Here is a 23,266-nt window from a genome sequence, read left to right on the forward strand (position 1 = left end):
CAAGACTGCAATGCCAGAGGACGACAGTAGTACCCCCCACGCCACCGAGATCCCGGAAAAACGGCGTTCTTGGCTGGACCGCATCGGCTCGATGCTGTCCGGCGAACCTTCCACCCGCGATGACCTGATCGAACTCCTGCGCGACGTGCAGGCCGACGGCCTGATCGCCGCGGACACGCTGAAGATGATGGAGGGCGCGCTGACCGTGTCCGAACTCAGCGTGGGCGACGTGATGATCCCGCGCTCGCAGATGGTGATGCTGTCGGCCGACGAGAAGTTCATCGACCTGATGAAGCACGTCGTCGAGTCGGGGCATTCGCGCTTCCCTGTGCACGGCGACGACAAGGACGAAATCCTCGGCGTGCTGCTGGCCAAGGACCTGCTGCGCGGCGTGGTCGCCGACAACGGCCCGGGCACCATCCACGAACTGCTGCGGCCGGCGGTGCTGATCCCCGAGTCCAAGCGCCTGGACGTGCTGCTGCGCGAGTTCCGCCAGTCGCGCAACCACATGGCGATCGTCATCGACGAATACGGCGGCGTTGCCGGGCTGCTCACGATCGAGGACGTGCTCGAGCAGATCGTCGGCGAGATCGACGACGAGCACGACGACGCCGAGGACCCCGGCGCGCTGATCGCCGCCCAGGCCGACGGCCAGTACGTGGTCGATGCGCTGACGCCGATTTCCGATTTCAACGAACGCTTCGGCGCCGACTTCGACGACGACGAGTACGACACCATCGGCGGCCTGATCACCGCGGCGATCGGCCACCTGCCCGAGGCCGGCGAGGAACTGGTCCTGGACCGCTTCGGCTTCCGGGTTGCGCGGGCGGACTCGCGACGCCTGCACGCGCTGCTGGTGAGCATCCACGGCAATGACGGCTGACCAGCGACGGTTGAAGCCGGTGGGCCGCTTTCCCGCGTCCCGCATTCCCGCGGCGGCAGGCAACGGTTGCCGCCTGTTGCTCGCGCTGATGCTGTGGATGCTGGCCTGCGGCGTCGCATTGGCTGCCCCCGCGCCGCGCATCGGCGTGGCGACGATGCAGCCGGGCACGGTGTTCTTCGAGCGCTTTGGCCACGACGCGATCGTGGTCGTCGATCCGGCGACGGGCGCGGCCACTTCGTACAACTTCGGTTTCTTCGATCCCGACGAATCGGACTTCATCTCGAACTTCGTCTACGGCCGCATGCGCTACCGGCTGCAGGCGCTGCCGTTTGCCGACGACATGGCCTACTACCGCGACGTCGGCCGCGGCGTCTCGATCCAGTGGCTGAACCTCAACGAGGGCGAAGCCAATCGCCTGGCCGCAGCGCTGGCCGAGAACGCAAAGCCCGAGAACGCGCGCTACGGCTACGACTATTTCACCGACAACTGCGCCTCCCGCGTGCGCGACGCCGTCGACCGGGCCCTGGGCGGATCGCTCAGGCGCCAGATCGAAGGCCGTTCGCATGGCAGCACCTATCGCAGCGAGTCGGTGCGCCTGGCCTCGCCGGCATTGTGGATGTGGCTGGGTTTCGACATCGGCCTCGGGCCGGCCGCGGACCAGCCGCTGTCGGTGTGGCAGGAATCCTTCGTGCCGATGCGCCTGGCCGATGCGCTGCGCGAGGCCGACGGCAGCAACGGCCAGCCACTGGTGCTGGCCGAGGAACGGATCCTGCCGCACCACATCGCCCCCGAACCCGCCGAAGCACCGCGGCCGTGGTGGCCGTGGGCGCTGGCCGGCCTCGCGATTGCTGCGGTTACCGTGCTGGCCGCGCGTCGCGCGCCGCGTGCCGTCGCCGCGTGCGCGTTGCCGTTTTGGAGCCTGTGCGTCGTGCTCGGCGCATTGATGCTGTTCCTGTGGATCTTCACCGCGCACCGCTTCGCCTGGGCCAACCACAACCTGCTGCTGTTCAATCCGCTGTGCCTGCTGCTGCTCCCGGGCGGCTGGCGCATCGTGCGGGGACGCGCGGCGGGGCCGTGGTTCGGGCGCTGGCTGGTGGTGGTCGCGGCCTGCACCGTCGTCGCGCTGTTCCTGCTGTGGCTGCCGGTGGTTCCGCAGCGCAACGCGCCCTGGATCGCGCTGCTGCTGCCGGTGCATGCCGGGTTGTGGCTGGCGTTGGGCCGGATAGAGCCATTTCTCCAGCGCGAATCCGGCGCGTCGGGGACGTAGCCCCGACCTGCGCCGGCGCTGACTTGTCGGCCCGGCGCCCCGGGGGCAGGATGCCCGGATGAAACCCACCGCCCCTGCCAGCAACGCGGCCTCGCGCCCCGACGTTCCCGCCTGCGTGGTCAACGCGGCCGTCTACAACACCAGCGGCAAGCTGCGCGACATCTCGCTCGACGAGATCAGCGACGTGCTGGCCGACGACGACGGCAGCTTCGTCTGGGTCGGCGTCTACGAGCCGGAAGACAGCGTGCTCGACAAGCTGCAGGAAGAGTTCGACCTGCACGACCTGGCGATCGAGGACGCACGCAACGCGCACCAGCGGCCGAAGCTCGAGGCCTACGGCGACTGCCTGTTCATCGTGGTCAACACCGCACAGGTGGTGGACGAACGCATCCGCTACGGCGAGACCCATGCCTTCCTCGGCCCGCGCTACCTGGTGACCGTGCGCCACGGCGCTTCGCTGTCATATGCACCGGTGCGGGCGCGGGTCGAACGCGAGCCGGAACTGCTGGAACTCGGCCCGTCGTACGCGCTGTATGCAGTGCTCGACGCGGTGGTCGACAACTACCTGCCAATCGTCGACGAATTCAAGCAGACGCTGCTGGTGCTGGAGAAGGACATCTTTACCGAGGATTTCCATCGCGGCACCGTGGTGCGCCTGTACGACCTCAAGCGCGAGCTCACCTACATGCGGCTGGCGGTGACGCCGCTGCAGGACGTGCTGTCGCAGCTGGTGCGCTCGCCCAGCACATTGCTCGTGCCCGAGGTGCGGCTGTACTTCCGCGACGTGCTGGACCACTCGGTGCGCAGCAACGAGACCGTCGACGCGCTGCGCGACATGCTCAGCACCGCGCTGGGCGTGAACCAGGCACTGGTCACCCTGTCGCAGGGCGAAGTGGTCAAGCGCCTGGCCGGCTGGGCCGCCCTGCTGGCCGCACCCACCCTGGTCACCAGCTGGTACGGCATGAACTTCAGGCACATGCCCGAACTGGCCGGGCGCTACAGCTACCCCATCCTGATCGGCGCCCTGGCATTGGGCTGCTTCGGCCTGTACCGCTACCTGAAAAAGGTGCGCTGGCTGTAGGTCGGGGCTACGTCCCCCGACCTACAGACCATTCCGGCGACGCCCTGGAGTGGCCGTGTCCGCTCCACATGGGCCCCGGATTGACCCGCGTCAAGGCGCGCGCCCCCACCTGCGCCTACCTTGGCCCCATGCTCGCCAACCCCACTTTCGACGCCAACCTGCTGCGCCGCTACGACCGGCCCGGCCCGCGCTACACCTCGTATCCGACCGCGCCGCAGTTCGCGCCCGGCTTCGGCGAGGCCGAACTGCGCGAGGCGGCGCTGGCCAGCAACGGCGACCCGATTCCGCGCCGGCTGTCGCTGTACGTGCACGTGCCGTTCTGCCTGAGCCCCTGCTTCTACTGCGGCTGCAACCGCATCATCACCCGCGACAAGTCGCGCGCCGGCACCTATCTCGCGCGCCTGTACCGCGAGATCGGCCTGATGGCAGAACTGTTCGACCGCGATCGCGAGGTGATCCAGGTGCACCTGGGCGGCGGCACGCCCAACTTCCTCGACGCCGGGCAGTTGCAGGAGCTGATGGAAACGCTGGCCAGCCAGTTCCGGTTCTCGCATTCGCCGGCACGCGACATCTCGATCGAGCTCGACCCGCGCTTCGTCTCGCCCGCCGACATCGCCGGCATGGCGCAACTCGGCTTCAACCGCGCCAGCTTCGGCGTGCAGGATTTCGACCCGGCGGTGCAGGAAGCTGTCAACCGCATCCAGTCGGTGGAGGAAACCCGCGCGGTGGTCGATGCCTGCCGCACGAACGGCTTCCGCTCGGTCAACATCGATTTGATCTACGGATTGCCGAAGCAGAACCTCGAAGGCTTCGCGCGCACGATCGATACCGTGCTGGAGATGCGCCCGGACCGGCTCGCGGTCTACGGCTATGCGCACCTGCCGGAGATATTCAAGGCGCAGCGGCAGATCCACGCCGAGGACCTGCCCTCGCCGCAGGACAAGCTCGGCCTGCTGCAGCTGGCAATCGGGAAGCTCACCGCCGCCGGCTACGCCTACATCGGCATGGACCACTTCGCCCTGCCCGACGACGACCTGGCGCAGGCGCAGGCGCGCGGTGGCCTGCACCGCAACTTCATGGGCTACACCACCCACGCCGACAGCGACCTGGTGGGCCTGGGCGTCAGCGCGATCAGCCATATCGGCGACAGCTTCAGCCAGAATCCGCGCGATCTGCCGTCCTGGCAGTTCGCGATCGACGAAGGCCGGCTGCCGGTGTTCCGCGGCATGCGGCTGAGCGAGGACGACCTGCTGCGCGCGGACCTGATCCAGCAGCTGATGTGCCAGGCGCAGATCCCGATCGGCGCGCTGGAACGGCGCTACGCGATCGATTTCCAGGACTACTTCGCCGACGCGCTCGAGCGGCTGCGCCCGCTGCAGGACGACGGGCTGGTGCGGATCGAGCCCGGTCGCATCGTTGCAACCACGCAAGGCCGGCTGTTGTTGCGTAATATTGCCATGTGCTTCGACCACTACCTGCCCCCCGCCGACGCCGCCAGCGCCACGCCGCGCTTCTCCCGCGCCATCTGATCGCGCAAGGAGTCCGCGCGTGAGCGATACCGCGTTTCCGCGGGTGGACCCCAGCATCCTCGCCGACGACGGCGATGCGCTGACCTTCTGTTCCACCTGCGCGTTCTCCCAGGCCTGCCTGTCGCAGGGCATGGACAAGGCCTCGTTGCAGGACCTGCACATGCTGGTCGAACACGTCGGCCCGCTGCACGCGGGCGAACACGTGTTCCGCGTCGGCGATCCGTTCGAGGCGATCGCCGCGGTGCGCGCCGGCACGGTCAAGACCTACGTCATCGACCGCGAAGGGCGCGAGCACGTGCTGGGCTTCCACTTCCCGGGCGAGGTGATCGGCCTGGACGCGATCGACGGCGACACCTACCCATGCAACGCGATTGCACTGGACACGGTGATGCTGTGCCGGTTCTCGTTCCCGAAGATCTCGGTGCTGGCCGCGCGCCTGCCGGGGCTGCAGCAGCACCTGTTCCGGCTGCTGAGCCGCAGCATCGGCCGCGCCGCGCTGCTGGCAGGCGACTTCAGCGCCGACGAGCGCATGGCGGCGTTCCTGATCGGCATGTCCGAGCGCCTCGCCGCGCGCGGCTTCTCGCCCAACCGCTTCGCGTTGACCATGCCGCGCACCGACATCGCCAACTACCTGCGGCTGGCGCCGGAAACGGTCAGCCGCGTGCTCAAGCGCTTCCAGGACGACGGCCTGCTGCAGGTCGACCGACGCGAGCTGGAACTGGTCGACCGCGATCGGCTCGAAGCGCTGGCCGCGCCGGTGCTGCGGCACTAGGCGCACGCGGCCGGGAACCCTCACCAGGGCGGCTGTGGGAGCGGCTTCAGCCGCGAGCCCTTGATCCTTTCCGATGGTGCGAAAAGCCCGCGGTTGAAGCCGCTCCCACGGGGAATGCGCGGCGGGACGTGCCCGCTTGATTCAAGTCAACGTGCCACTACCGGCAACTGGCGAAGATGGCGCCCATCTGTCCGGGAGTACGAAACATGGAATCGAAAAGCGTGCAAATCACCAGGCGACTCTGGCTGGGGCTGGGGGCCCTGCTGATCGCCAGCTTCGGCATCATGCTGTGGCTCGGCAAGGACATCTACCAGACCGCGCCGCCGATGCCTGAGCAGGTGGTGACGCAAAGCGGGCAGGTGGTGTACTCGCGCGCCGACATCGAGACCGGGCGGCACGTCTGGCAGAGCATCGGCGGCCAGCAAAACGGTTCGATCTGGGGCCACGGTGCGCTGATCGCGCCGGACTGGTCGGCCGAATGGCTGCATCGTGAGGTGATGGCGCTGCTGGAGTTGCGCGCGCGCGCGGAGTACGGCATGGCCTACGACGCGCTGGACGCCAGCGAGCAGGCCAAGCTCCAGGCCGAGATCCGGCCGGAGATCCGACGCAACTCCTACGATCCCGACACCGGTTCGATCGTCATTTCCGACGAACGCGCGCAGGCGATCTCGCAGGTGGCCGCGCACTACATGAGCGTGTTCTCCAACGATCCGGCGACCGCCGAGCTGCGCGAGGCCTACGCGCTGCGCGAGAACCCGGTGCCTGACCTGGAGCATCGCCGGATGATGACCGGCTTCTTCTTCTGGGCGTCATGGGCAACGGTGACCAACCGGCCCGATGACGTGAAGTCGTACACCAACAACTTCCCGCACGAGCCGCTGGTGGGCAACGTGCCGACGTCCAGCAGCTTCATGTGGTCGATGTTCTCGATCCTGTTCATGATCGCCGGCATCGCGCTGCTGGCCTGGCACTACGCGGTCTACCACGGCAAGGAAAAACCGCTGGTGCCGCCCACGCGGGACCCGGGACGCGCGATCGTGGTGACGCCATCGATGCGCGCCACCGGCAAGTACTTCTGGCTGGTGATGGCGCTGTTCCTGGTGCAGATCCTGCTCGGCGCGACCACCGCGCACTACCAGATCGAAGGCCAGGAGGCCTACGGCTTCGCGCTTGCCGACTACCTGCCGTATGCGGTGACCCGCAGCTGGCACACCCAACTGGCCATCCTCTGGATCGCGACCGCATGGCTGGCGACCGGCCTGTACCTGGGTCCGGCGATTTCCGGGCATGAGCCGAAGTACCAGAAGCTCGGCGTCAACTTCCTGTTCATCAGCCTGATCGTCATCGTGGTCGGTTCGTTCGCCGGCCAGTGGTTCGCGGTGATGCAGAAGCTGGGCCTGGCCAAGAACTTCTGGTTCGGCCACCAGGGCTGGGAATACACCGACATCGGCCGCTTCTGGCAGATCTACCTGTTCATCGGCCTGATGCTGTGGCTGACGCTGGTCGGCCGCGCGCTGTGGCCGGCGATGCGCCGCCGCGACCAGACCTCGTCGATCGCGGGCCTGCTGTTCCTGTCCACGGTGGCGATCGGGCTGCTGTACGCGGCTGGCCTGATGTGGCGCGAGGACACCCACATCTCGATCATCACCTACTGGCGCTTCTGGATCGTGCACCTGTGGGTGGAAGGCTTCTTCGAGGTGTTCGCGGTCGCGGTGATCAGCTTCATCTTCGTCAAGCTCGGGCTGGTGCGCGGCAAGTCGGCGACGATCAACGTGCTGTTCGCCACCATCGTGTTCATGGCCGGCGGCGTGCTGGGCATGTTCCACCACCTGTACTTCGCCGGCGTCACCACCGGCGTGGTCGCGCTGGGCGCGAGCATCTCGGCGCTGGAAGTGGTGCCGTTGGCGCTGATCGGGCTGGAGGCCCATGAAACCTGGAAGAGCAGCCGCGCCACGCCATGGATGGACCGCTACAAGTGGCCGATCATGTTCTTCCTCGCGGTCAGCTTCTGGAACCTGGTCGGCGCGGGCCTGCTCGGCTTCCTGATCAACACCCCGCTGGCGCTGTTCTACATGCAGGGCACCAACATCACCGCGGCCCACGGCCACACCGCGCTGTTCGGCGTGTACGGGATGCTCGGCATCGGCCTGATGCTGTACTGCCTGCGCGGCCTGCGGCCGGACGTGGTGTGGAAGGAAGGCCTGCTGCGCAGCGGCTTCTGGACCTTGAACATCGGCCTTGGGCTGATGGCGATCCTGACCCTGCTGCCGATGGGCGTGCTGCAGCTGGAAGCGAACCTGGAGCGCGGCTACTGGTTCGCGCGGTCGGCGGAGTTCATGAACCGCCCGATCATCGACCTGCTGGTGTGGATGCGCGTGCCGGGCGACACGGTGTTCGCGGTCGGCGCGCTGCTGGTGGCGCTGTTCGTGCTCCGGCTCTGGATCGCGCCCAAGCGCGCACGGGTGCCGGCGGGCGCGGCGGAAGCCGCGGGCGCCGAGTAGCGGAGACCACCCCGGGCCGCAGCGAATGCGGCGGCCCGGGCGATACCCGATCCGCCCCGGGATCCCTTCGCGGAGATCCCGGGGCGGTTCACGTTTCCGGGCCGGCAAATGCGCGGCCGGCGACGCCAACGCAGGGGTTGGGGCATGCCGGCTGGCGCCCGTGCAACCCGCGGACGCCGCTGACCTGGATCAAGGCAGCGGCGTCGCCGTCCGCGCACACTGCGCGCCATGGACAAGCATTCCGCATCTTCCCCGCAGCACGCCCTCTCGCCGGCGATGCTCGCCCGCGCGCCGCATCGGCTGCTGTTCTTCATCGGTGCGGCCAACGTGCTGCTGGCGATGGCGTGGTGGACGCTGTGGCTGGTGGCCGCCCGCTGGCCCGCGGTCGGCCTGCCGCAGCCGCAGGTCTACGGCGGCTGGATCCACGCGATCGTGATGCAGTACCACGTGCTCGCGCCCTTCATGTTCGGCTTCCTGCTGACCGTGTTCCCGCGCTGGATGGGCCAGGACGAACTTACCCGCTGGCACTACGTGCCGGTCGGGCTGGGCCTGTTCGGCGGCCAGCTGCTGACCCTGGCCGGCGCGCTGGGGCCGGCGCACCTGCTGCACCTGGGCGCGATCTTCACCCTCGTGGGCTGGGGCACGGGCCTGTTCTACCTGCTGCGCCTGCTGTGGCGCGACGGCGCCAAGACCTGGCACGCGGTGTCGTGCGGGGCCGCGATCTTCCTTGGCTTCGTGGGCCTGCTGGCGTACGCGGCGTTCCTGCACGTGGAGGACGCTCGGCTGATGTTCGCGGCGATCAAGATCGGCACGTTCGGGCTGCTGCTGCCGGTGTACTTCACCGTCGCGCACCGGATGTTCCCGTTCTTCGCCGGCAACGTGGTGCCGGGCTACAAGCCGTGGCGGCCGATGTGGCTGCTGGGCGCGTTCTGGCCGCTGGTGCTCGCCCACCTGGCGCTGGAGCTGGTGCATGGCTACCAGTGGCTGTGGCTGGCGGACGCGCCGCTGCTGGCGCTCGCGGGCAGCTGGCTGTGGCGCAACTGGCCGCGCGGACCGGCGCCGGCGCTGCTGCGGGTGCTGTTCCTCGGCTACGCCTGGCTGCCGATCGCGCTGGCGCTGTTCATCGTGCAGAGCCTGACGTATGCGCTCGACGGCGATTTCATCCTCGGCCGCGCCCCGGCGCACGCGCTGTTCATCGGCTTCTTCGGCAGCCTGCTGGTGGCGATGGTGACGCGGGTGACCCAGGGCCACTCCGGGCGGCCGCTGGTGTTCGGCGGCGTGGCGACGTTCGCCTTCGTGGTGATCCAGCTGGTGAGCCTGACCCGCATCGCCGCCGAACTGGTGCCCGACCAGATGACCTGGCACACGATGGCGGCGATTGGCTGGTTGCTGGCGTTCGCGCCGTGGGTGCTGCGCTCGCTGTGGATCTACCTGGCACCGCGCACCGACGGCAAGCCTGGCTGAAGGCCACGGACGAAACGACATGATCGAGTTCTATCCCGAGATCCGGAACGTCCACATCCTGACGGTGATCCTCAGCGGCAGCCTGTTCGCGCTGCGCGGGCTGTTCGCGCTGGCCGGCGCACGCTGGCCGCACGCCGCGCCGGTGCGCTACCTGAGCTACACCATCGACACCACGCTGCTGACCGCGGCGCTGATGCTGGTGTCGATCCTGCCCGGTGCGATGTTCGCCAACGGCTGGCTGGCGACGAAGCTGGTGCTGGTGGTGGTGTACGTGGTGCTCGGCGTGCTGGCGATGAAGCGCGGGCGCACGCGCGGCATCCGTGGCGGCTGCTATGTCGCGGCGCTGCTGGTGTTCGCCGCGATCTTCGGCATCGCGCGCATGCACCATCCGCTGGGATGGCTGTTTCCGTGGCTGGGCTGATGGCCGCCACGCGGCACGACACGGCTGCCATCGGCGAAGACCGCGACTGGGCCGCGCAGGCCGTCGCCGCGCTGCAACGCGAAGCTGCGCGTTCGGCCGATACCCACCTGCTCCATGCGACCTTCCCCGGGCTGCCGGGCATCGATTTCTACTTCAAGGACGAGGCCGCGCATCCCACCGGCAGCCTGAAGCACCGCCTCGCCCGCTCGCTGTTCCTGTACGCGTTGTGCAACGGCCGGCTGCGACCGGGACAGGCGGTGGTGGACGCGTCGTCAGGCAGCACCGCGATCTCCGAAGCCTGGTTCGCGCGCCTGCTGGGGCTGTCGTTCACCGCGGTGATGCCGGCGGCCACCGCCCCGGCAAAGATCGAGGCGGTCCATGCGCTGGGCGGGCACTGCGAGCTCACCGGCGCAGGGACGTGCCCGCAGGCGCGGGCCGGCGAAATCGCCGCGCGCGGCGCCTGCTTCCTCGACCAGTTCGGCCTGGCCGAACGCGCCACCGACTGGCGCGGCAACAACAACATCGCCGAATCGATCATCGGGCAGATGCGGCAGGAACGCTTCCCCGAGCCGGCATGGATCGTCTGCGGCGCAGGCACCGGCGGCACTTCGGCCACGATCGGGCGCTACCTGCGCTACCGCGGCCTGCGCACGCGGCTTTGCGTGGCCGAACCGACCGGCATGGCCTTCGCACAGGCATGGCGATTGCGCGACCACGACGCACGCGCAACGCATGCGACCTGCATCGAAGGCATCGGCCGGCCCAGCGCCGAACCGGGGTTCCTGTTCGAAGTCGTGGATGACGTCATCGAAGTGCCCGACGCGGCGTCGGTTGCGGGGATGCAGCTGCTTGAACGAAACCTGGGGCGCCGTTACGGCGGTTCGTCCGGCACCAACCTCGTCGCCTGCCTGCAACTGGCCGAACGCATGCACGCGCGCGGCGAGCCCGGCAGCATCGTCAGCCTGTTGTGCGACCGCGGCGAACGCTACGACCGCACCCTGTTCGATCCGCAGTGGCTGTCGCGCAGTGGCATCGATCCGACGCCGTGGACGCAACGCCTGCGTGCCACCACCGAAGGCGATGGCGCGCAGACGCCGGTCGCCGCTCAGTCGGCAGCGGCATCGCTTGCAGATGCCGCAACGCCTGGATCGTCGAACAGCCGGCCATAGTCGGCAAGCGCCTCGCGCATCGACGCGATCGGGGCGGGATCGCCCGGGTTCGACTTCAGCGCGGCGGCATTCGCGGCGAGCTTGCCGATGATCGGGTGCAATGCGGCGTCCGCGTCGGGCGCCAGCTCGCAATGGCTGACGATCCAGTTGACGTCGCCACCAATGCCATCGGCCAACGCCACCGTGCGTTCGTCGCCCATGTGCCCCATCTCGCGATGGCGCAGTTCGTCCACCGCCGCGCGGATGCGGCCCATGCCCGCACGCAGGTTGGCATCGGTCGCCCAGCGCTGGCCCTGCACCGGTTGTGCGGGGGCCGGCGGGGCGTGATCGCGATGGGTGGCAGCGTGATCGTGCTGCGCCAGGGCGGGAAGGCCGGCGAACGCCAGCAGCAGCGGCAGCGCATGGCGGATATCAAAGGTGGACATGGCGTGAGCCTCGCAGAACGGTGATGTTCGGAGCCATGTTGCGCGCGGCGTGCCGGTGCCGCGCTGATGCAGATCAATGAACCTCGCCTGCGCAAGCGCCACCGGCCCGGACCTGGCAGCGCGAGAGCACCGGCCAGGTCCGAATGCGCGCCTACAGGGTGCGGAACACCAGCGTGCCGTTGGTGCCGCCGAAGCCGAAGCTGTTCGACATCACGGTGCGGAGCTTCACGTCGGTCGTCTCACGCAGGATCGGAAAGCCTTCGGCGCGCGGATCGAGTTCGGCGATGTTGGCCGAGCCGGCCATGAAGCCGCCCTGCATCATGAGCAGGCAGTAGATCGCCTCGTGCACGCTGGCCGCGCCGAGCGAGTGGCCGGACAGGCCCTTGGTCGACGACAGCGGCGGCAGCTTGCCGTCGAAGGCCTCGCGCACGGCCTCGAGTTCGACGATGTCGCCCAGCGGCGTCGAGGTGCCGTGGGTGTTGAGGTAGTCGATCGGCGTGTCGACGCCATCCATCGCCATGCGCATGCAGCGCACCGCGCCCTCGCCCGAAGGCGCGACCATGTCGACGCCGTCGGAGGTCACGCCGTAGCCGACCAGCTCGGCATGGATGCGCGCGCCGCGCGCCTTGGCGTGCTCGTATTCCTCCAGCACCAGCATGCCGCCGCCACCGGCGATGACGAAGCCATCGCGGCCGGTGTCGTAGGGGCGCGAGGCGCTTTCGGGCGTGTCGTTGTGGTGGGTGGACAGCGCGCCCATCGCGTCGAACTGCGCGGTCATGCCCCAGTGCAGCTCCTCGCCGCCGCCAGCGAACATCACGTCCTTGGCGCCATGCCGGATCATGTTCGCGGCCGCGCCGATGCAGTGCGCGGAAGTCGCGCAGGCCGCGGAAATCGAATAGCTGATGCCGCGGATGCCGAACGCCGTCGACAGCGCGGCCGATACGGTCGAGCCCATCGTGCGCGGCACCATGTACGGCCCAACCTTGCGCACACCACGGTTGCGCAGCAGGTCGCCGGTCTCGATCTGCCACTGCGGCGAGCCGCCGCCGGAGCCCGCGATCAGGCCGGTGCGGGTATCACGGACGCTCTCATCGGCCAGCCCCGCATCGGCGATCGCATCGCGCATCGACACATAGGCATACGCCGCGGCGTCGCCCATGAAACGCTTGAGCTTGCGGTCGATCTGCGCGTCGAGGTCGATCTCCGGCGCGCCGGCCACCTGGCTGCGCAGCCCCAGCTCGGCGTACTCCGGGACGAAGCGGATGCCGGCCTTGAGCTCGCGCAGCGAGGTCGCAACGCTGGCCTGGTCGTTGCCCAGGCACGAGACGATGCCCATGCCGGTGACGACGACGCGGCGGTTGCCATCGGGACCGTTCATCAGAAGCCCTCCGTACTGCGGAACAGGCCCACGCGCAGGCCTTCGGCGACATAGATCTCGTTGCCGTCGACCAGCGTGCGGCCGTCGGCGATCACCAGCGCGAGCTTGCCGCGCATGACGCGGCGGATGTCGATTTCGTAGCTGACCAGCTTCGCGTCCGGCAGCACCTGGCCGCTGAACTTCACCTGGCCCACGCCCAGCGCGCGGCCGCGCCCGGGTTCGCCCAGCCACGGCAGGAAGAAGCCGGTGAGCTGCCACATCGCATCCATGCCCAGGCAGCCGGGCATCACCGGGTCGCCCTCGAAGTGGCAGCTGAAGAACCACAGGTCCGGATGGATGTCGAGTTCGGCGCGGATCAGGCCCTTGCCGAACGCGCCGCCCTCGCTGGCGATCTGCGTGATGCGGTCGAACATCAGCATCGGCGGCAGCGGCAGGCGCGCGTTGCCGGGGCCGAACATTTCGCCACGCCCGCAGGCGAGAAGCTGTTCGCGGTCCAGCGAAGAAGGTCTCGTCATTGAATCGATCCGCTCTGGGGGAAAGGGCGAATTATGTCAGCAGCGCGGTGAAACCACGCCATCCGGGCCATCGTGCCCGCCATACGGCGAAGTAGGTCCCGGTGAGCGGGGTCCGGCGCGCAGGGCGCGGGCAAATCAGTCGCGTGATGGCTCGCCGTCGTCCCGGCCGTGGCACGGGATGCCGCCATCGATCCCGGCCGCGTCGAGCGATTCGGCCATGGCATGGGGCGCCTGCAGCGCGAAATCCACCCATTCGAACTCGTTGCCCATGTCCGGGGCTCCAGTGCGGAAACGTTGGTGCCATCGGGCTCGTCCGCGCCCCGCGGCGCATTGATCCGGATCAAGAACACCGGTTCCGGCTTCCGCACAATCACGTCCGGAGCAGCGGCCTGGAACTTGACGCAGGTCATGGGCATCCACCGGGGAAAAGGCACCATACGTACACGGATGGCGGCGGCCGTATCTGCCGCATCGTCAACGCCGCAGGTCCGCTGGCCGCCAGGAATGACACATGCCCGCAACCCCGGAGCCAACACGTGCCACCGCAACAGCACCGCAAGGCAACCGCACCATCACCCTCGCAATGACACGCTGACCCCCTGACGGGAAAAGGGACACAGACCATGAAACACCTCATCGCCTGCCTCGCCATCGCAACCCTGCTGGCCGCGGCCGGCTGCAAGAAGGACGCGGCGTCCGACACGCTGGCCAAACAGGCGGCCGCGACCGCCGACTCCGGTGGCTCGATCAAGGGCGACTTCGGCCCGCCGCAGGGCAAGCCGATCGACGCGATCCTGACCTCGCCGCCGCACGTGCCGCCGCCGACCGGTCGCGACTACCCGGCCAAGGTGATCGTCGAGCTCGACGTGGTCGAGAAGGAGATGGAGATCTCCGAGGGCACCACCTACACGTTCTGGACCTTCGGCGGCACCGTGCCGGGCAGCTTCATCCGCGTGCGCCAGGGCGACACGGTCCAGTTCCACCTGCGCAACATGCCCGACAGCAAGATGCCCCACAACATCGACCTGCATGGGGTCACCGGCCCCGGCGGCGGCGCGGCGTCGAGCTTCACAGCGCCCGGCCACGTCACCCGCTTCACGTTCAAGGCGCTCAACGCGGGCCTGTTCGTCTACCACTGCGCCACGGCGCCGGTGGGCATGCACATCGCCAATGGCATGTACGGCCTGATCCTGGTCGAGCCGCCGGCAGGCATGCCGCCGGTGGACAAGGAGTACTACGTGATGCAGGGCGACTTCTACACTTCGGGCAAGTACCGCGAGAAGGGCCACCAGGACTTCGACATGCAGAAGGGCATCGACGAGAACCCGACCTATGTCCTGTTCAACGGCAGCGAAGGCTCGCTGACCGGCGACAAGGCACTGACCGCCAATACCGGCGAGAACGTGCGCCTGTACGTGGGCAACGGCGGCCCGAACCTGGTGTCGAGCTTCCACGTGATCGGCGAGATCTTCGACAAGGTCTGGTTCGAGGGCGGCACGCGCTACAACGAGAACGTGCAGACCACGCTGATCCCGTCTGGCGGCGCGGCAATCATGGACTTCCATGTCGAGGTGCCGGGCAGCTACGTGCTGGTCGACCACTCGATCTTCCGCGCCTTCAACAAGGGCGCGCTGGCGATCCTCAAGGCCGACGGCGCCGAACGCCCCGACATCTATTCGGGCAAGGAGGTCGATGCGATGTATATCGGCGACCAGGCCAACGCCAGCCTCGCCGCGGTCGGTGTCGCAGCCAAGTCGGCCAAGGCGGGCGAACTGACGGTGGAGGAACAGGTCGCCGCCGGCCAGGCGCTGTTCGCCGGCACCTGCTCCACTTGCCACCAGGGCAACGGCGAAGGCATGCCGGGTGTATTCCCGCCGCTGGCCAAGTCCGACTACATCGCCGCCGATCCAAAGCACGTGCCACAGGTGATCCTGCATGGCCTGCAGGGCCCGGTGAAGGTCAACGGCACCGACTACAACTCGATCATGCCGCCGATGAACCAGCTGACGGACGACGAGGTGGCCAACATCTCCACCTACGTGCTCAACAGCTGGGGCAACCCGGGCGGCCACGTGACCAAGGCCGAGGCGGCGGAGATCCGCAAGCTCAAGCCCGCGAACGCGTCCGAAGGCCACTGAGGCAACCGCCATGCGCCGCATCGCCGCCCTGCTCTGCCTGCTGCCCGCCGCCGTGGCCATCGCGGCCGGCGGCGCGGCATGGGTGAAACTGCCGGGTGGCAGCTTCCGCTCGGCGCTCAAGTACGAGGACGCGCGCGAGGTGAAACTCGCGCCGTTCGAACTGCAGAAGCGCCCGGTGACGAACGCCGAGTTCCTGGCCTTCGTGAAGTCGCACCCGCAGTGGCGGCGCGACAAGGTCGCCTCCGTGCTGGCCGAACCGCGCTACCTCTCGCACTGGGCCGGTGCGCAGGCGCTCGGCGACGACGCGCTGCCGCAGCAGCCGGTGGTGCAGGTCAGCTGGTTCGCCGCATCGGCCTACTGCGAGGCGCAGGGCGCGCGGCTGCCGACCTGGTCGGAGTGGGAGTACGCCGCCGCGGCCGACGAAACCCGCCGCGATGCGCGCAAGGACCCGATCTGGCGCGAGCGCATCCTGGCCTGGTACTCGAAGCCGTCCAATCACGCGCTGCCACGCGCCGGCCTGCAGACGCCGAACGCCTGGGGCGTGCAGGACCTGCACGGGCTGGTGTGGGAGTGGACGGACGACTTCTCGTCGCTGCTGGTCTCCGGCGACAACCGCATGCAGGGCGACGCCGACAAGTTCAAGTTCTGCGGCGCCGGTGCGTTGTCGATGGACGACCGTGAAAACTACGCGGTGCTGATGCGGGTGGCGATGCTGTCTTCGCTGGAGGCCCGCGATACCACCGCAAACCTTGGATTCCGCTGTGCGAGGGACGTGAAATGAAACGTTTCGGCAATCTCGTCGCATGCGTGCTGCCGGCGCTCATGCTGCTGGCCACGGCCGCCCTTGCGGCGCCGGCACAGGCACCACTGCCGCGCGACTCGGTCTACCAGTTGCCGGCCACGCTCACCGACCAGGACGGCAAGACCTGGGACTGGCGCAGCAAGCGCGGCACACCGCAGGTGGTGGCGATGTTCTACACCTCCTGCCAGTACGTGTGCCCGTTGATCGTCGACAGCGGCAAGGCGGTCGAGCATGCCCTGTCCGAGGGCGAGCGTGCGAAGCTCGGCATCCTGCTGATCAGCATGGATCCGGCCCGCGACGACCCCGAGGCGCTGCTGTCGGTAGCACGCAAGCGCAAGCTCGACGGCGCCCGCTGGTCGCTGGCCAGCCCCGCGCCCGACAACGTCCGCGGCGTCGCCGGGGTGCTGGGCGTGCGCTACCGCGAGCTTGCCGACGGCGAGTTCAACCACACCAGCGCGCTGGTGCTGCTCGACCGCGATGGCCGCATTGTGGCCCGGACCGAGCAGATCGGCAGCCAGCTCGACCCGGAGTTCGTTGCCGAAGTACGGCGCGTGCTGGCCCACTGAACGGCCCGGACCCGGCACGGATGCTCTGCAGGAGCGGCTCCAGCCGCGAGCTTTCCCGATTTCGCCCAAGCGGCGAATAGCTCGCCGCTCCGACAGGAAGCCCGCCTTGCGGTACTCCCCTCGCCCCTGCCTACGACCAATGTCGTAGACCGTTTTTGCATCGCAGCATCGTTTGCGCATTGACCGCCCGCGACGCAGGCGCGACCCTGCCGGTTCCGGATGGAGGGCGGCACATGAACGATGGCTTGGTGAAGAAATTTGCATGGGCGGCGCTGGCGATCCTCGGCGCGTTCTGCCTGGGCACCATCGCGCTGCGACGCGGCGAGACGATCAACGCGCTGTGGATCGTGGCGGCCGCGGTTTCGATCTACCTGGTCGCCTACCGTTTCTATGCGAAGTTCATCGCCGACAAGGTGATGGGGCTTGATCCCTCGCGCGCCACCCCGGCCGTGCTCAACAACGACGGCCTGGATTTCGTGCCCACCAACCGGCATGTGCTGTTCGGCCACCATTTCGCGGCGATCGCCGGTGCCGGCCCGCTGGTCGGCCCGGTGCTTGCGGCACAGATGGGCTACCTGCCCGGCACGCTGTGGCTGATCGCGGGCGTGGTCCTCGCCGGTGCGGTGCAGGACTTCATGGTGCTGGTGATTTCCAGCCGCCGCGACGGCCGCTCGCTCGGCGACCTGGTGCGCGAGGAGATGGGACAGACGCCCGGCACCATCGCGCTGTTCGGCGCCTTCCTGATCATGATCATCATCCTCGCGGTGCTGGCGATGATCGTGGTGAAGGCATTGCAGGGCAGCCCGTGGGGCATGTTCACGGTGATCGCGACGATGCCGATCGCGATCTTCATGGGCATCTACATGCGCTACATCCGGCCCGGGAAGATCGGCGAGATCTCGGTGGTGGGCCTGGTGCTGTTGCTGGCCGCGATCTGGTTCGGCGGGCAGGTCGCCGCCAGCCCGACCTGGGGCCCGGCATTCACCTTCACCGGCACCCAGATCACCTGGATGCTGATCGGCTACGGCTTCGTCGCCGCGGTGCTGCCGGTGTGGCTGCTGCTCGCGCCGCGCGACTACCTGTCGACCTTCCTCAAGATCGGCACCATCGTGGCCCTGGCGATCGGCATCGTGATCGTGATGCCGGAACTGCGCATGCCGGCGCTGACCCAGTTCACCGACGGCACCGGCCCGGTGTGGAAGGGCAGCATGTTCCCGTTCCTGTTCATCACCATCGCCTGCGGCGCGGTGTCGGGCTTCCACGCGCTGATCGCATCGGGCACCACGCCCAAGCTGCTGGCCAACGAGCGCGACGCACGCTACATCGGCTACGGCGGCATGCTGATGGAGTCGTTCGTGGCGATCATGGCGATGGTCGCCGCCTCGATCATCGACCCGGGCATCTACTTCGCAATGAACGCCCCGGCCGCACTCATCGGCACTGATGCCGTGACCGTCGCGCAGACCGTGTCGAGCTGGGGTTTCGTGGTCTCGCCCGACCTGCTCACCGCGACCGCGAAGGAGATCGGCGAGAGCAGCATCCTTTCACGCGCCGGCGGCGCGCCGACGCTGGCGGTCGGCATCGCGCAGATCCTGCACAGCGTGCTGCCGAGCGCCAACATGATGGCGTTCTGGTACCACTTCGCGATCCTGTTCGAGGCGCTGTTCATCCTCACCGCGGTCGATGCAGGTACCCGCGCGGGTCGCTTCATGCTGCAGGACCTGCTGGGCAACTTCGTGCCGGTGATGCGCCGCACCGAGGCCTGGGGCCCGAACCTCATCGCCACCGGTGGCTGCGTGGCGCTGTGGGGCTACTTCCTCTACCAGGGCGTGACCGACCCGCTGGGCGGCATCAACATGCTGTGGCCGCTGTTCGGCATCGCCAACCAGATGCTCGCCGGCATCGCGTTGCTGCTGTGCACCGTGGTGCTGTTCAAGATGAAGAAGGAGCGTTATGCGTGGGTCTCGATCGTACCGACGGCATGGCTGCTGATCTGCACGACCGCGGCCGGCTGGATCAAGATCTTCGACGCCGATCCGGGCGTGGGCTTCCTGGCGCAGGCCAACAAGTACCGCGACGCGATCGCAGCCGGTGAACTGATCGCCCCGTCCAAGGATTTCGGCGGCATGCAGCAGATCATGATCAACAACTACGTCAACGCCGGGCTCACCGCGCTGTTCCTGTTCGTGGTGCTTGCGGTGCTGTTCTACTCGGTCAAGGCGATCGCCAAGGCGCGCGCCAGCACCGCGCGCACCGACCGCGAGCAGCCCTACGTCGCTCTGACGCCCGAACAGCAGGCCGCGCAACCCTGATGGGGACCGCGCTCGTCCCGCTCGACCACTACCAGACGCACAAGCGCGTCTGGCGGCGGCTGGTGCAGACCGCGCGACTATGCTGCGGCGTGCCGGACTACGACAACTACGTCCGGCATATGCTGGACAAGCATCCGGACCGCGAAGTCATGGATTACCCCACCTTCTTCCGCGAGCGGCAGGAAGCGCGTTTCGGCGGCAGGGGTGGATTCCGCTGCTGCTGAGCGCCCACTTCTCGATGCCTAGTGGGAGCGAGACTTCAGCCACGAGCGCTTGATGCTCAGGTAACCGCGGAAATGGCTCGCGACTGAAGCCGCTCCTATGGGTGAATGCGCAGGTGTTTATCCGCTGGCCATCGACCTGAGGATGATCCCCAGCAGGTACGCCAGTCCGGTCCCCGTCGCGTAGCCGAGGGTGCCCAGCAGCGCGCCGACCGGCGCCAGCGAGGGATGGAAGACCGATGCCACCACAGGCGCAGACGCGGGGCCGCCGATGTTGCTCTGCGAGCCGATCGCGAAATAGAAGAACGGCACCCGCAACAGCTTGCCCACTACCCACAGCAGGCCGATGTGGATCAGGATCCACACCACGCCGAGCAGGAACAACTCGGGGCGCTGCAGCAGCGCCATGATGTCCATCTGCATGCCGATGCAGGCGATCAGGAAGTACAACAGCAGGGTGCCGATCTTCGATGCGCCCGCGCCTTCGTAGGTACGCGCGCGGGTGAAGCTGAGCCCCAGGCCGATGAACGTCGACAGCGCGACCACCCAGACGAAGGGCTCGTGCAGGCTGACCGTCTTCGCCCAGGAGACATTGGCGCCGAACCAGGTCGCCAGCGGCGTCGCGATCGCATGTGCCAGGCCAACCGCACCGAAGGCGATGCCGATGATGATCATCAGGTCGGCAAGGCTGGCGATGCGCGCGTGCTGGGCCTGGAAGCTGGCCATCCGCTGCTTGAGGTCATCGAGCGCCCGGGTGTCTGCGCCGCTGCGCTTGTCGATCGCCTCTGCGCGGCCGGCGAGGAAGATCAGGATCGCCATCCACACGTAGCCCACGCCCACGTCGACCACCGCGAACTGGCCGAACGTGGTGGCGTTGACGTCGAAGATCTCCTTCATCGCCATCATGTTGGCACCGCCGCCGATCCAGCTGCCGGCCAGCGCGGTCATCCCGCCCCAGGTGTCACCGGCTACCGTCGCCGGGTGCACCGCGGCGAACAGCGCGAACGCGGCCACTGCACCGATCATCACGCTGATCGACGAGGCGGCATACATCGCCAACAGTTTCCATCCGAGCCCGAGGATGCCCTTGATGTCGATCGTGAGTGTGAGCAGCACCAGCGCCGCCGGCAGCAGCACGCGGCTGGCGACCGGGTTGTAGAGGCTGGTGTTGTTGCCATCGATCAGGCCGACGCTGTTGTAAATGCCGGGGATGAAATAGCACAGCAGCAGCGCCGGCACGTAGGTATAGAACTTCTTCCAGATCCCGGTTTCGCGCGATTCGGTCCAGAAGATCACGCCAAGGGTGGCGGCAATCAGGCCGAGGACGACGATGTCGTTGGTGATCAGGGCGTGGCTGGTTACGGCTTCTGGCATGTCGTTTCCACTGTTGCTTCGTTGTTCCTTCTCCCTCCGGGAGAAGGTGCCGAAGGCGGATGAGGGAAAGCGGCATCAGATCGCAGGCAGTTGTCGCTCCTGGAAACCCCTGCCCCCGCCGCTGCGCGCCACCTTCCCCCGGAGGGAGAAGGCAGTGCACAAGCAGTCCTACTGGCCGAGATGCTGCTTGAGCCAGCCGTTCACGGTGTCGTGCCAGAGGATGCTGTTCTGCGGCTTCAGCACCCAGTGGTTCTCGTCGGGGAAGTACAGGAACTTCGACTCGATGCCCTGGCGCTGCAGTGCGGTGAACGCGCCGATGCCTTGCGAAACGGGAATGCGGTAGTCGAGCTGGCCGTGGATCACCAGCATCGGCACGCGCCAGTCCTTGACGTGGTTGACCGGGTTGAACTGCTCGTAGCCCTTCGGGTTGTCGTACGGCGTGCCGCCGTTCTCCCACTCGCTGAACCACAGTTCCTCGGTGGCGTAGCCCATGATGCGGTTGTCGAACACGCCGTCGTGGTCGACCAGGCACTTCCACGCGCCGGACTTCGGCGTGTGCCAGTTTCCGGCCATCCAATACACCATGTAGCCGCCGTAACTGGCGCCCAGCGCGCAGGCATTGGCGCCGTCGAGGAAGTCGTATTGCTGCTGCGCCGCGGCCCAGCCCTTCTGCAGGTCTTCCAGCGGGCGATCGCCCCAGTGCTGGCTGATCGCGTCGGTGAAGGCCTGGCCGTAACCGGTGGAACCGTGGAAGTCGATCATCACCACCGCATAGCCCTGGCCGGCGTAGGTCTGCGGATTCCAACGATAGCTCCAGCCGTTGCCGAAGCTGCCCTGCGGACCGCCGTGGACCAGGAACGCAACCGGGTACTTCTTGCCTTCCTGGTAGTTCCACGGCTTGACCACGTAGCCGTGCACGGTCTCGTTGTTCCAGCCCTTGAAGCTGAACTGTTCGAAATCGGCGAACGTGGCGTCCGGCACCATCTCGCCGGCGCTCGGCGTGATCGCGCGCAGCGGCGCGCCGTCGACGCTGGTGGTGAACAGCTGGTCGCCGGACTTCATGCTGTTGCGCGAGAACGCGAGCGTCGGGCCGGCGATCTCGAACGACGAGATCGTGCCGTCGCCGACCACCTTCTTCGCCTCGCCCGTGGCCATGTCGATCGCGAACAGCGGATGCTCGCCCACGTCCTGCGCGGTGGTGTAGAGCGTGGCGCCGTCCTCGGACACGACGATGCCGTCAGCCGAACGGTCCCACTTCGGCGCGATCTCGCGGGTGTCGCCGCTGGCCAGATCCATCACCATCAGCGCAAAGCGGTCGGCCTCGAAGCCCGGGCGCTTCATCGCGCGGTAGTAGAGCGTCTTGCCGTCGCTTCCGAAAACAGGACCGGTGTCCCAGGCCTTGTTGGCTTCGGTCAGGTTCTTCGCCGCGCCGCTGCCGTCGGCGCTGACCTGGTAGAGGTCGAAATTGGTCGACCACGGCTCGGTGCGGTCGGACTTGCGCGCGCTTAGCACCAGCGACTTGCCGTCGGGCGCCCAGGCGTATTCGCCGCTGTCGCCGAAGGGCTTGGACGGCACGTCGCCGATCACGTCGGCACCGACGAGGGTGGCGCTGGCAATAGCCTTCGTTTCCGACGCCGGGAGGTCGGTGACGAACACACGATTGAGGCGGCCGTCGTTCCAGGTGTCCCAGTGGCGGATGAACATGCGGTCGAAGACCATGCCGGTGGCCTTCTCCTTGCCGGCCTCGTCCAGCTTCGCCTTGGTGCAGGCCAGCACGCCCTGCCCTGCATCGGCCTTGCAGTCAGGGAACGCACCGGCGCTGAAAGCCACGCGCTTGCCGTCCGGCGAGAGCTTGAACGAATCGACGTCGACCGGGAACGCGGTCAACTGCACCGGCGTGCCGCCCGCGGCCGGCATCGCGTACAGCTGCGACGAGTCGCCCTTCGCACTGAGGAAGTACACGGTGGCGCCATCGGGCGAGAACGTCGGGCTGTTGACGTTCCAGCCCTCCGGCGTGAGCTGCGTCGGCGGCGCGGCATCGCGCGCGAACAGGTCTTCGATCCACAGCGAGGTGCTGGCCTTTCCGCTTTTGTCATCGAGCACGCGCTTGGCGAACACCAGCTTTCGCCCATCTGGCGACAGCGTCGGCGACGAGTAGCGATCGAGCTTGACCATGTCGCGCACATCGAAGCCGCGCATGGCGGCCAGCGACGGCATCGCGACCAGGAGGGCGAGGGGCAGGACGAGGTAGCGGGATTTCATGACGACTCCTGGAATTGCGGGTGCGGCAAGGATTTTCTTCCCACCCAAGGGGGCAGGCGTTGCGTTTCCCCTTCCCCTATCAAGGGGAAGGCCATTGCTTTCTCCTTCCCCTTCAAGGGGAAGGCCGGGATGGGGATGGGTTTGCCGTGGACTCGAACGAAACCCATCCCCGCCCAACCCTCCCCT

General features: G+C 67.7%; 20 protein-coding genes. 14 read left to right on the forward strand and 6 right to left on the reverse strand.

Annotated elements, in window-relative coordinates; all coding sequences use genetic code 11:
- Positions 1 to 10 precede the first annotated feature (10 nt).
- The 9 genes from ACTJIL_RS08860 (at position 11) to ACTJIL_RS08900 (ending at position 11,087) form a co-directional block, all read left to right on the forward strand.
- Positions 11 to 883 carry an HlyC/CorC family transporter gene (locus ACTJIL_RS08860; RefSeq protein WP_440755152.1) on the forward strand — a complete coding sequence of 291 codons (873 nt, stop codon included), beginning with the start codon at positions 11 to 13 and terminating at the stop codon, positions 881 to 883.
- An 88-nt stretch (positions 884 to 971) separates the two neighbouring features.
- Positions 972 to 2,150: a lipoprotein N-acyltransferase Lnb domain-containing protein gene (locus ACTJIL_RS08865; protein ID WP_440755889.1), complete on the forward strand. Its 1,179-nt coding sequence runs from the start codon at positions 972 to 974 to the stop codon at positions 2,148 to 2,150.
- A 58-nt stretch (positions 2,151 to 2,208) separates the two neighbouring features.
- Complete coding sequence (locus ACTJIL_RS08870) at positions 2,209 to 3,231, forward strand: magnesium and cobalt transport protein CorA (RefSeq protein WP_440755153.1); 1,023 nt, start codon at positions 2,209 to 2,211, stop codon at positions 3,229 to 3,231.
- Between the two features lie 128 nt (positions 3,232 to 3,359).
- Entirely contained in the window at positions 3,360 to 4,760 is a 1,401-nt protein-coding gene (gene hemN, locus ACTJIL_RS08875; protein ID WP_440755154.1) for an oxygen-independent coproporphyrinogen III oxidase, read from the forward strand.
- 19 nt (positions 4,761 to 4,779) lie between these two features.
- A complete protein-coding gene (locus ACTJIL_RS08880; protein ID WP_440755155.1) occupies positions 4,780 to 5,532 on the forward strand; it encodes a helix-turn-helix domain-containing protein in 753 nt (250 codons plus the stop codon).
- Between the two features lie 221 nt (positions 5,533 to 5,753).
- Entirely contained in the window at positions 5,754 to 8,033 is a 2,280-nt protein-coding gene (locus tag ACTJIL_RS08885) for a nitric-oxide reductase large subunit (RefSeq protein ID WP_440755890.1), read from the forward strand.
- Between the two features lie 228 nt (positions 8,034 to 8,261).
- The gene (locus ACTJIL_RS08890) at positions 8,262 to 9,497 is read left to right on the forward strand and encodes an NnrS family protein (RefSeq protein WP_440755156.1); all 1,236 of its coding nucleotides are present in this window, start codon (positions 8,262 to 8,264) and stop codon (positions 9,495 to 9,497) included.
- Between the two features lie 19 nt (positions 9,498 to 9,516).
- Entirely contained in the window at positions 9,517 to 9,918 is a 402-nt protein-coding gene (locus ACTJIL_RS08895) for a SirB2 family protein (protein WP_440755157.1), read from the forward strand.
- Positions 9,918 to 11,087: a PLP-dependent cysteine synthase family protein gene (locus tag ACTJIL_RS08900; protein WP_440755891.1), complete on the forward strand. Its 1,170-nt coding sequence runs from the start codon at positions 9,918 to 9,920 to the stop codon at positions 11,085 to 11,087. Before ACTJIL_RS08895 ends, ACTJIL_RS08900 begins: the two co-directional genes overlap by 1 nt.
- Here ACTJIL_RS08900 and ACTJIL_RS08905 read toward each other — a convergent pair.
- The 4 genes from ACTJIL_RS08905 to ACTJIL_RS08920 all read right to left on the reverse strand — a co-directional run bounded on the left by ACTJIL_RS08905 (position 11,024) and on the right by ACTJIL_RS08920 (position 13,675).
- Positions 11,024 to 11,512 carry a DnrO protein gene (locus tag ACTJIL_RS08905; protein ID WP_440755158.1) on the reverse strand — a complete coding sequence of 163 codons (489 nt, stop codon included), beginning with the start codon at positions 11,510 to 11,512 and terminating at the stop codon, positions 11,024 to 11,026. The genes ACTJIL_RS08900 and ACTJIL_RS08905 overlap by 64 nt on opposite strands.
- A gap of 151 nt (positions 11,513 to 11,663) precedes the next feature.
- Complete coding sequence (gene fabB, locus ACTJIL_RS08910) at positions 11,664 to 12,890, reverse strand: beta-ketoacyl-ACP synthase I (RefSeq protein WP_440755159.1); 1,227 nt, start codon at positions 12,888 to 12,890, stop codon at positions 11,664 to 11,666.
- Entirely contained in the window at positions 12,890 to 13,405 is a 516-nt protein-coding gene (gene fabA, locus ACTJIL_RS08915) for a 3-hydroxyacyl-[acyl-carrier-protein] dehydratase FabA (protein ID WP_440755160.1), read from the reverse strand. The genes fabB and fabA overlap by 1 nt, the downstream gene beginning before the upstream one ends.
- 135 nt (positions 13,406 to 13,540) lie before the next feature.
- Complete coding sequence (locus ACTJIL_RS08920; protein WP_440755161.1) at positions 13,541 to 13,675, reverse strand: hypothetical protein; 135 nt, start codon at positions 13,673 to 13,675, stop codon at positions 13,541 to 13,543.
- 353 nt (positions 13,676 to 14,028) lie between these two features.
- On the opposite strand from ACTJIL_RS08920, the gene nirK reads away from it, so the two are divergent.
- The 5 genes from nirK to ACTJIL_RS08945 all read left to right on the forward strand — a co-directional run bounded on the left by nirK (position 14,029) and on the right by ACTJIL_RS08945 (position 19,447).
- Positions 14,029 to 15,543, forward strand: coding sequence for a copper-containing nitrite reductase (gene nirK, locus ACTJIL_RS08925; protein WP_440755162.1), 1,515 nt, complete (start codon positions 14,029 to 14,031; stop codon positions 15,541 to 15,543).
- Between the two features lie 10 nt (positions 15,544 to 15,553).
- Positions 15,554 to 16,324 (forward strand): formylglycine-generating enzyme family protein, encoded by a 771-nt coding sequence (locus ACTJIL_RS08930; RefSeq protein WP_440755163.1) that lies wholly within the window; start codon positions 15,554 to 15,556, stop codon positions 16,322 to 16,324.
- Complete coding sequence (locus ACTJIL_RS08935; RefSeq protein ID WP_440755164.1) at positions 16,321 to 16,911, forward strand: SCO family protein; 591 nt, start codon at positions 16,321 to 16,323, stop codon at positions 16,909 to 16,911. The genes ACTJIL_RS08930 and ACTJIL_RS08935 overlap by 4 nt, the downstream gene beginning before the upstream one ends.
- Before the next feature lie 233 nt (positions 16,912 to 17,144).
- Positions 17,145 to 19,223 (forward strand): carbon starvation CstA family protein, encoded by a 2,079-nt coding sequence (locus tag ACTJIL_RS08940; RefSeq protein WP_440755165.1) that lies wholly within the window; start codon positions 17,145 to 17,147, stop codon positions 19,221 to 19,223.
- Positions 19,223 to 19,447: a YbdD/YjiX family protein gene (locus tag ACTJIL_RS08945; RefSeq protein WP_440755166.1), complete on the forward strand. Its 225-nt coding sequence runs from the start codon at positions 19,223 to 19,225 to the stop codon at positions 19,445 to 19,447. Before ACTJIL_RS08940 ends, ACTJIL_RS08945 begins: the two co-directional genes overlap by 1 nt.
- A gap of 117 nt (positions 19,448 to 19,564) precedes the next feature.
- Here ACTJIL_RS08945 and ACTJIL_RS08950 read toward each other — a convergent pair whose 3' ends face one another.
- A complete protein-coding gene (locus ACTJIL_RS08950) occupies positions 19,565 to 20,818 on the reverse strand; it encodes a DUF819 family protein (protein WP_440755167.1) in 1,254 nt (417 codons plus the stop codon).
- 168 nt (positions 20,819 to 20,986) lie between these two features.
- Entirely contained in the window at positions 20,987 to 23,080 is a 2,094-nt protein-coding gene (locus tag ACTJIL_RS08955; RefSeq protein ID WP_440755168.1) for a prolyl oligopeptidase family serine peptidase, read from the reverse strand.
- Positions 23,081 to 23,266: the final 186 nt, after the last annotated feature.

Source organism: Luteimonas sp. 22616, assembly GCF_052044325.1.
GTDB lineage: Bacteria > Pseudomonadota > Gammaproteobacteria > Xanthomonadales > Xanthomonadaceae > Luteimonas.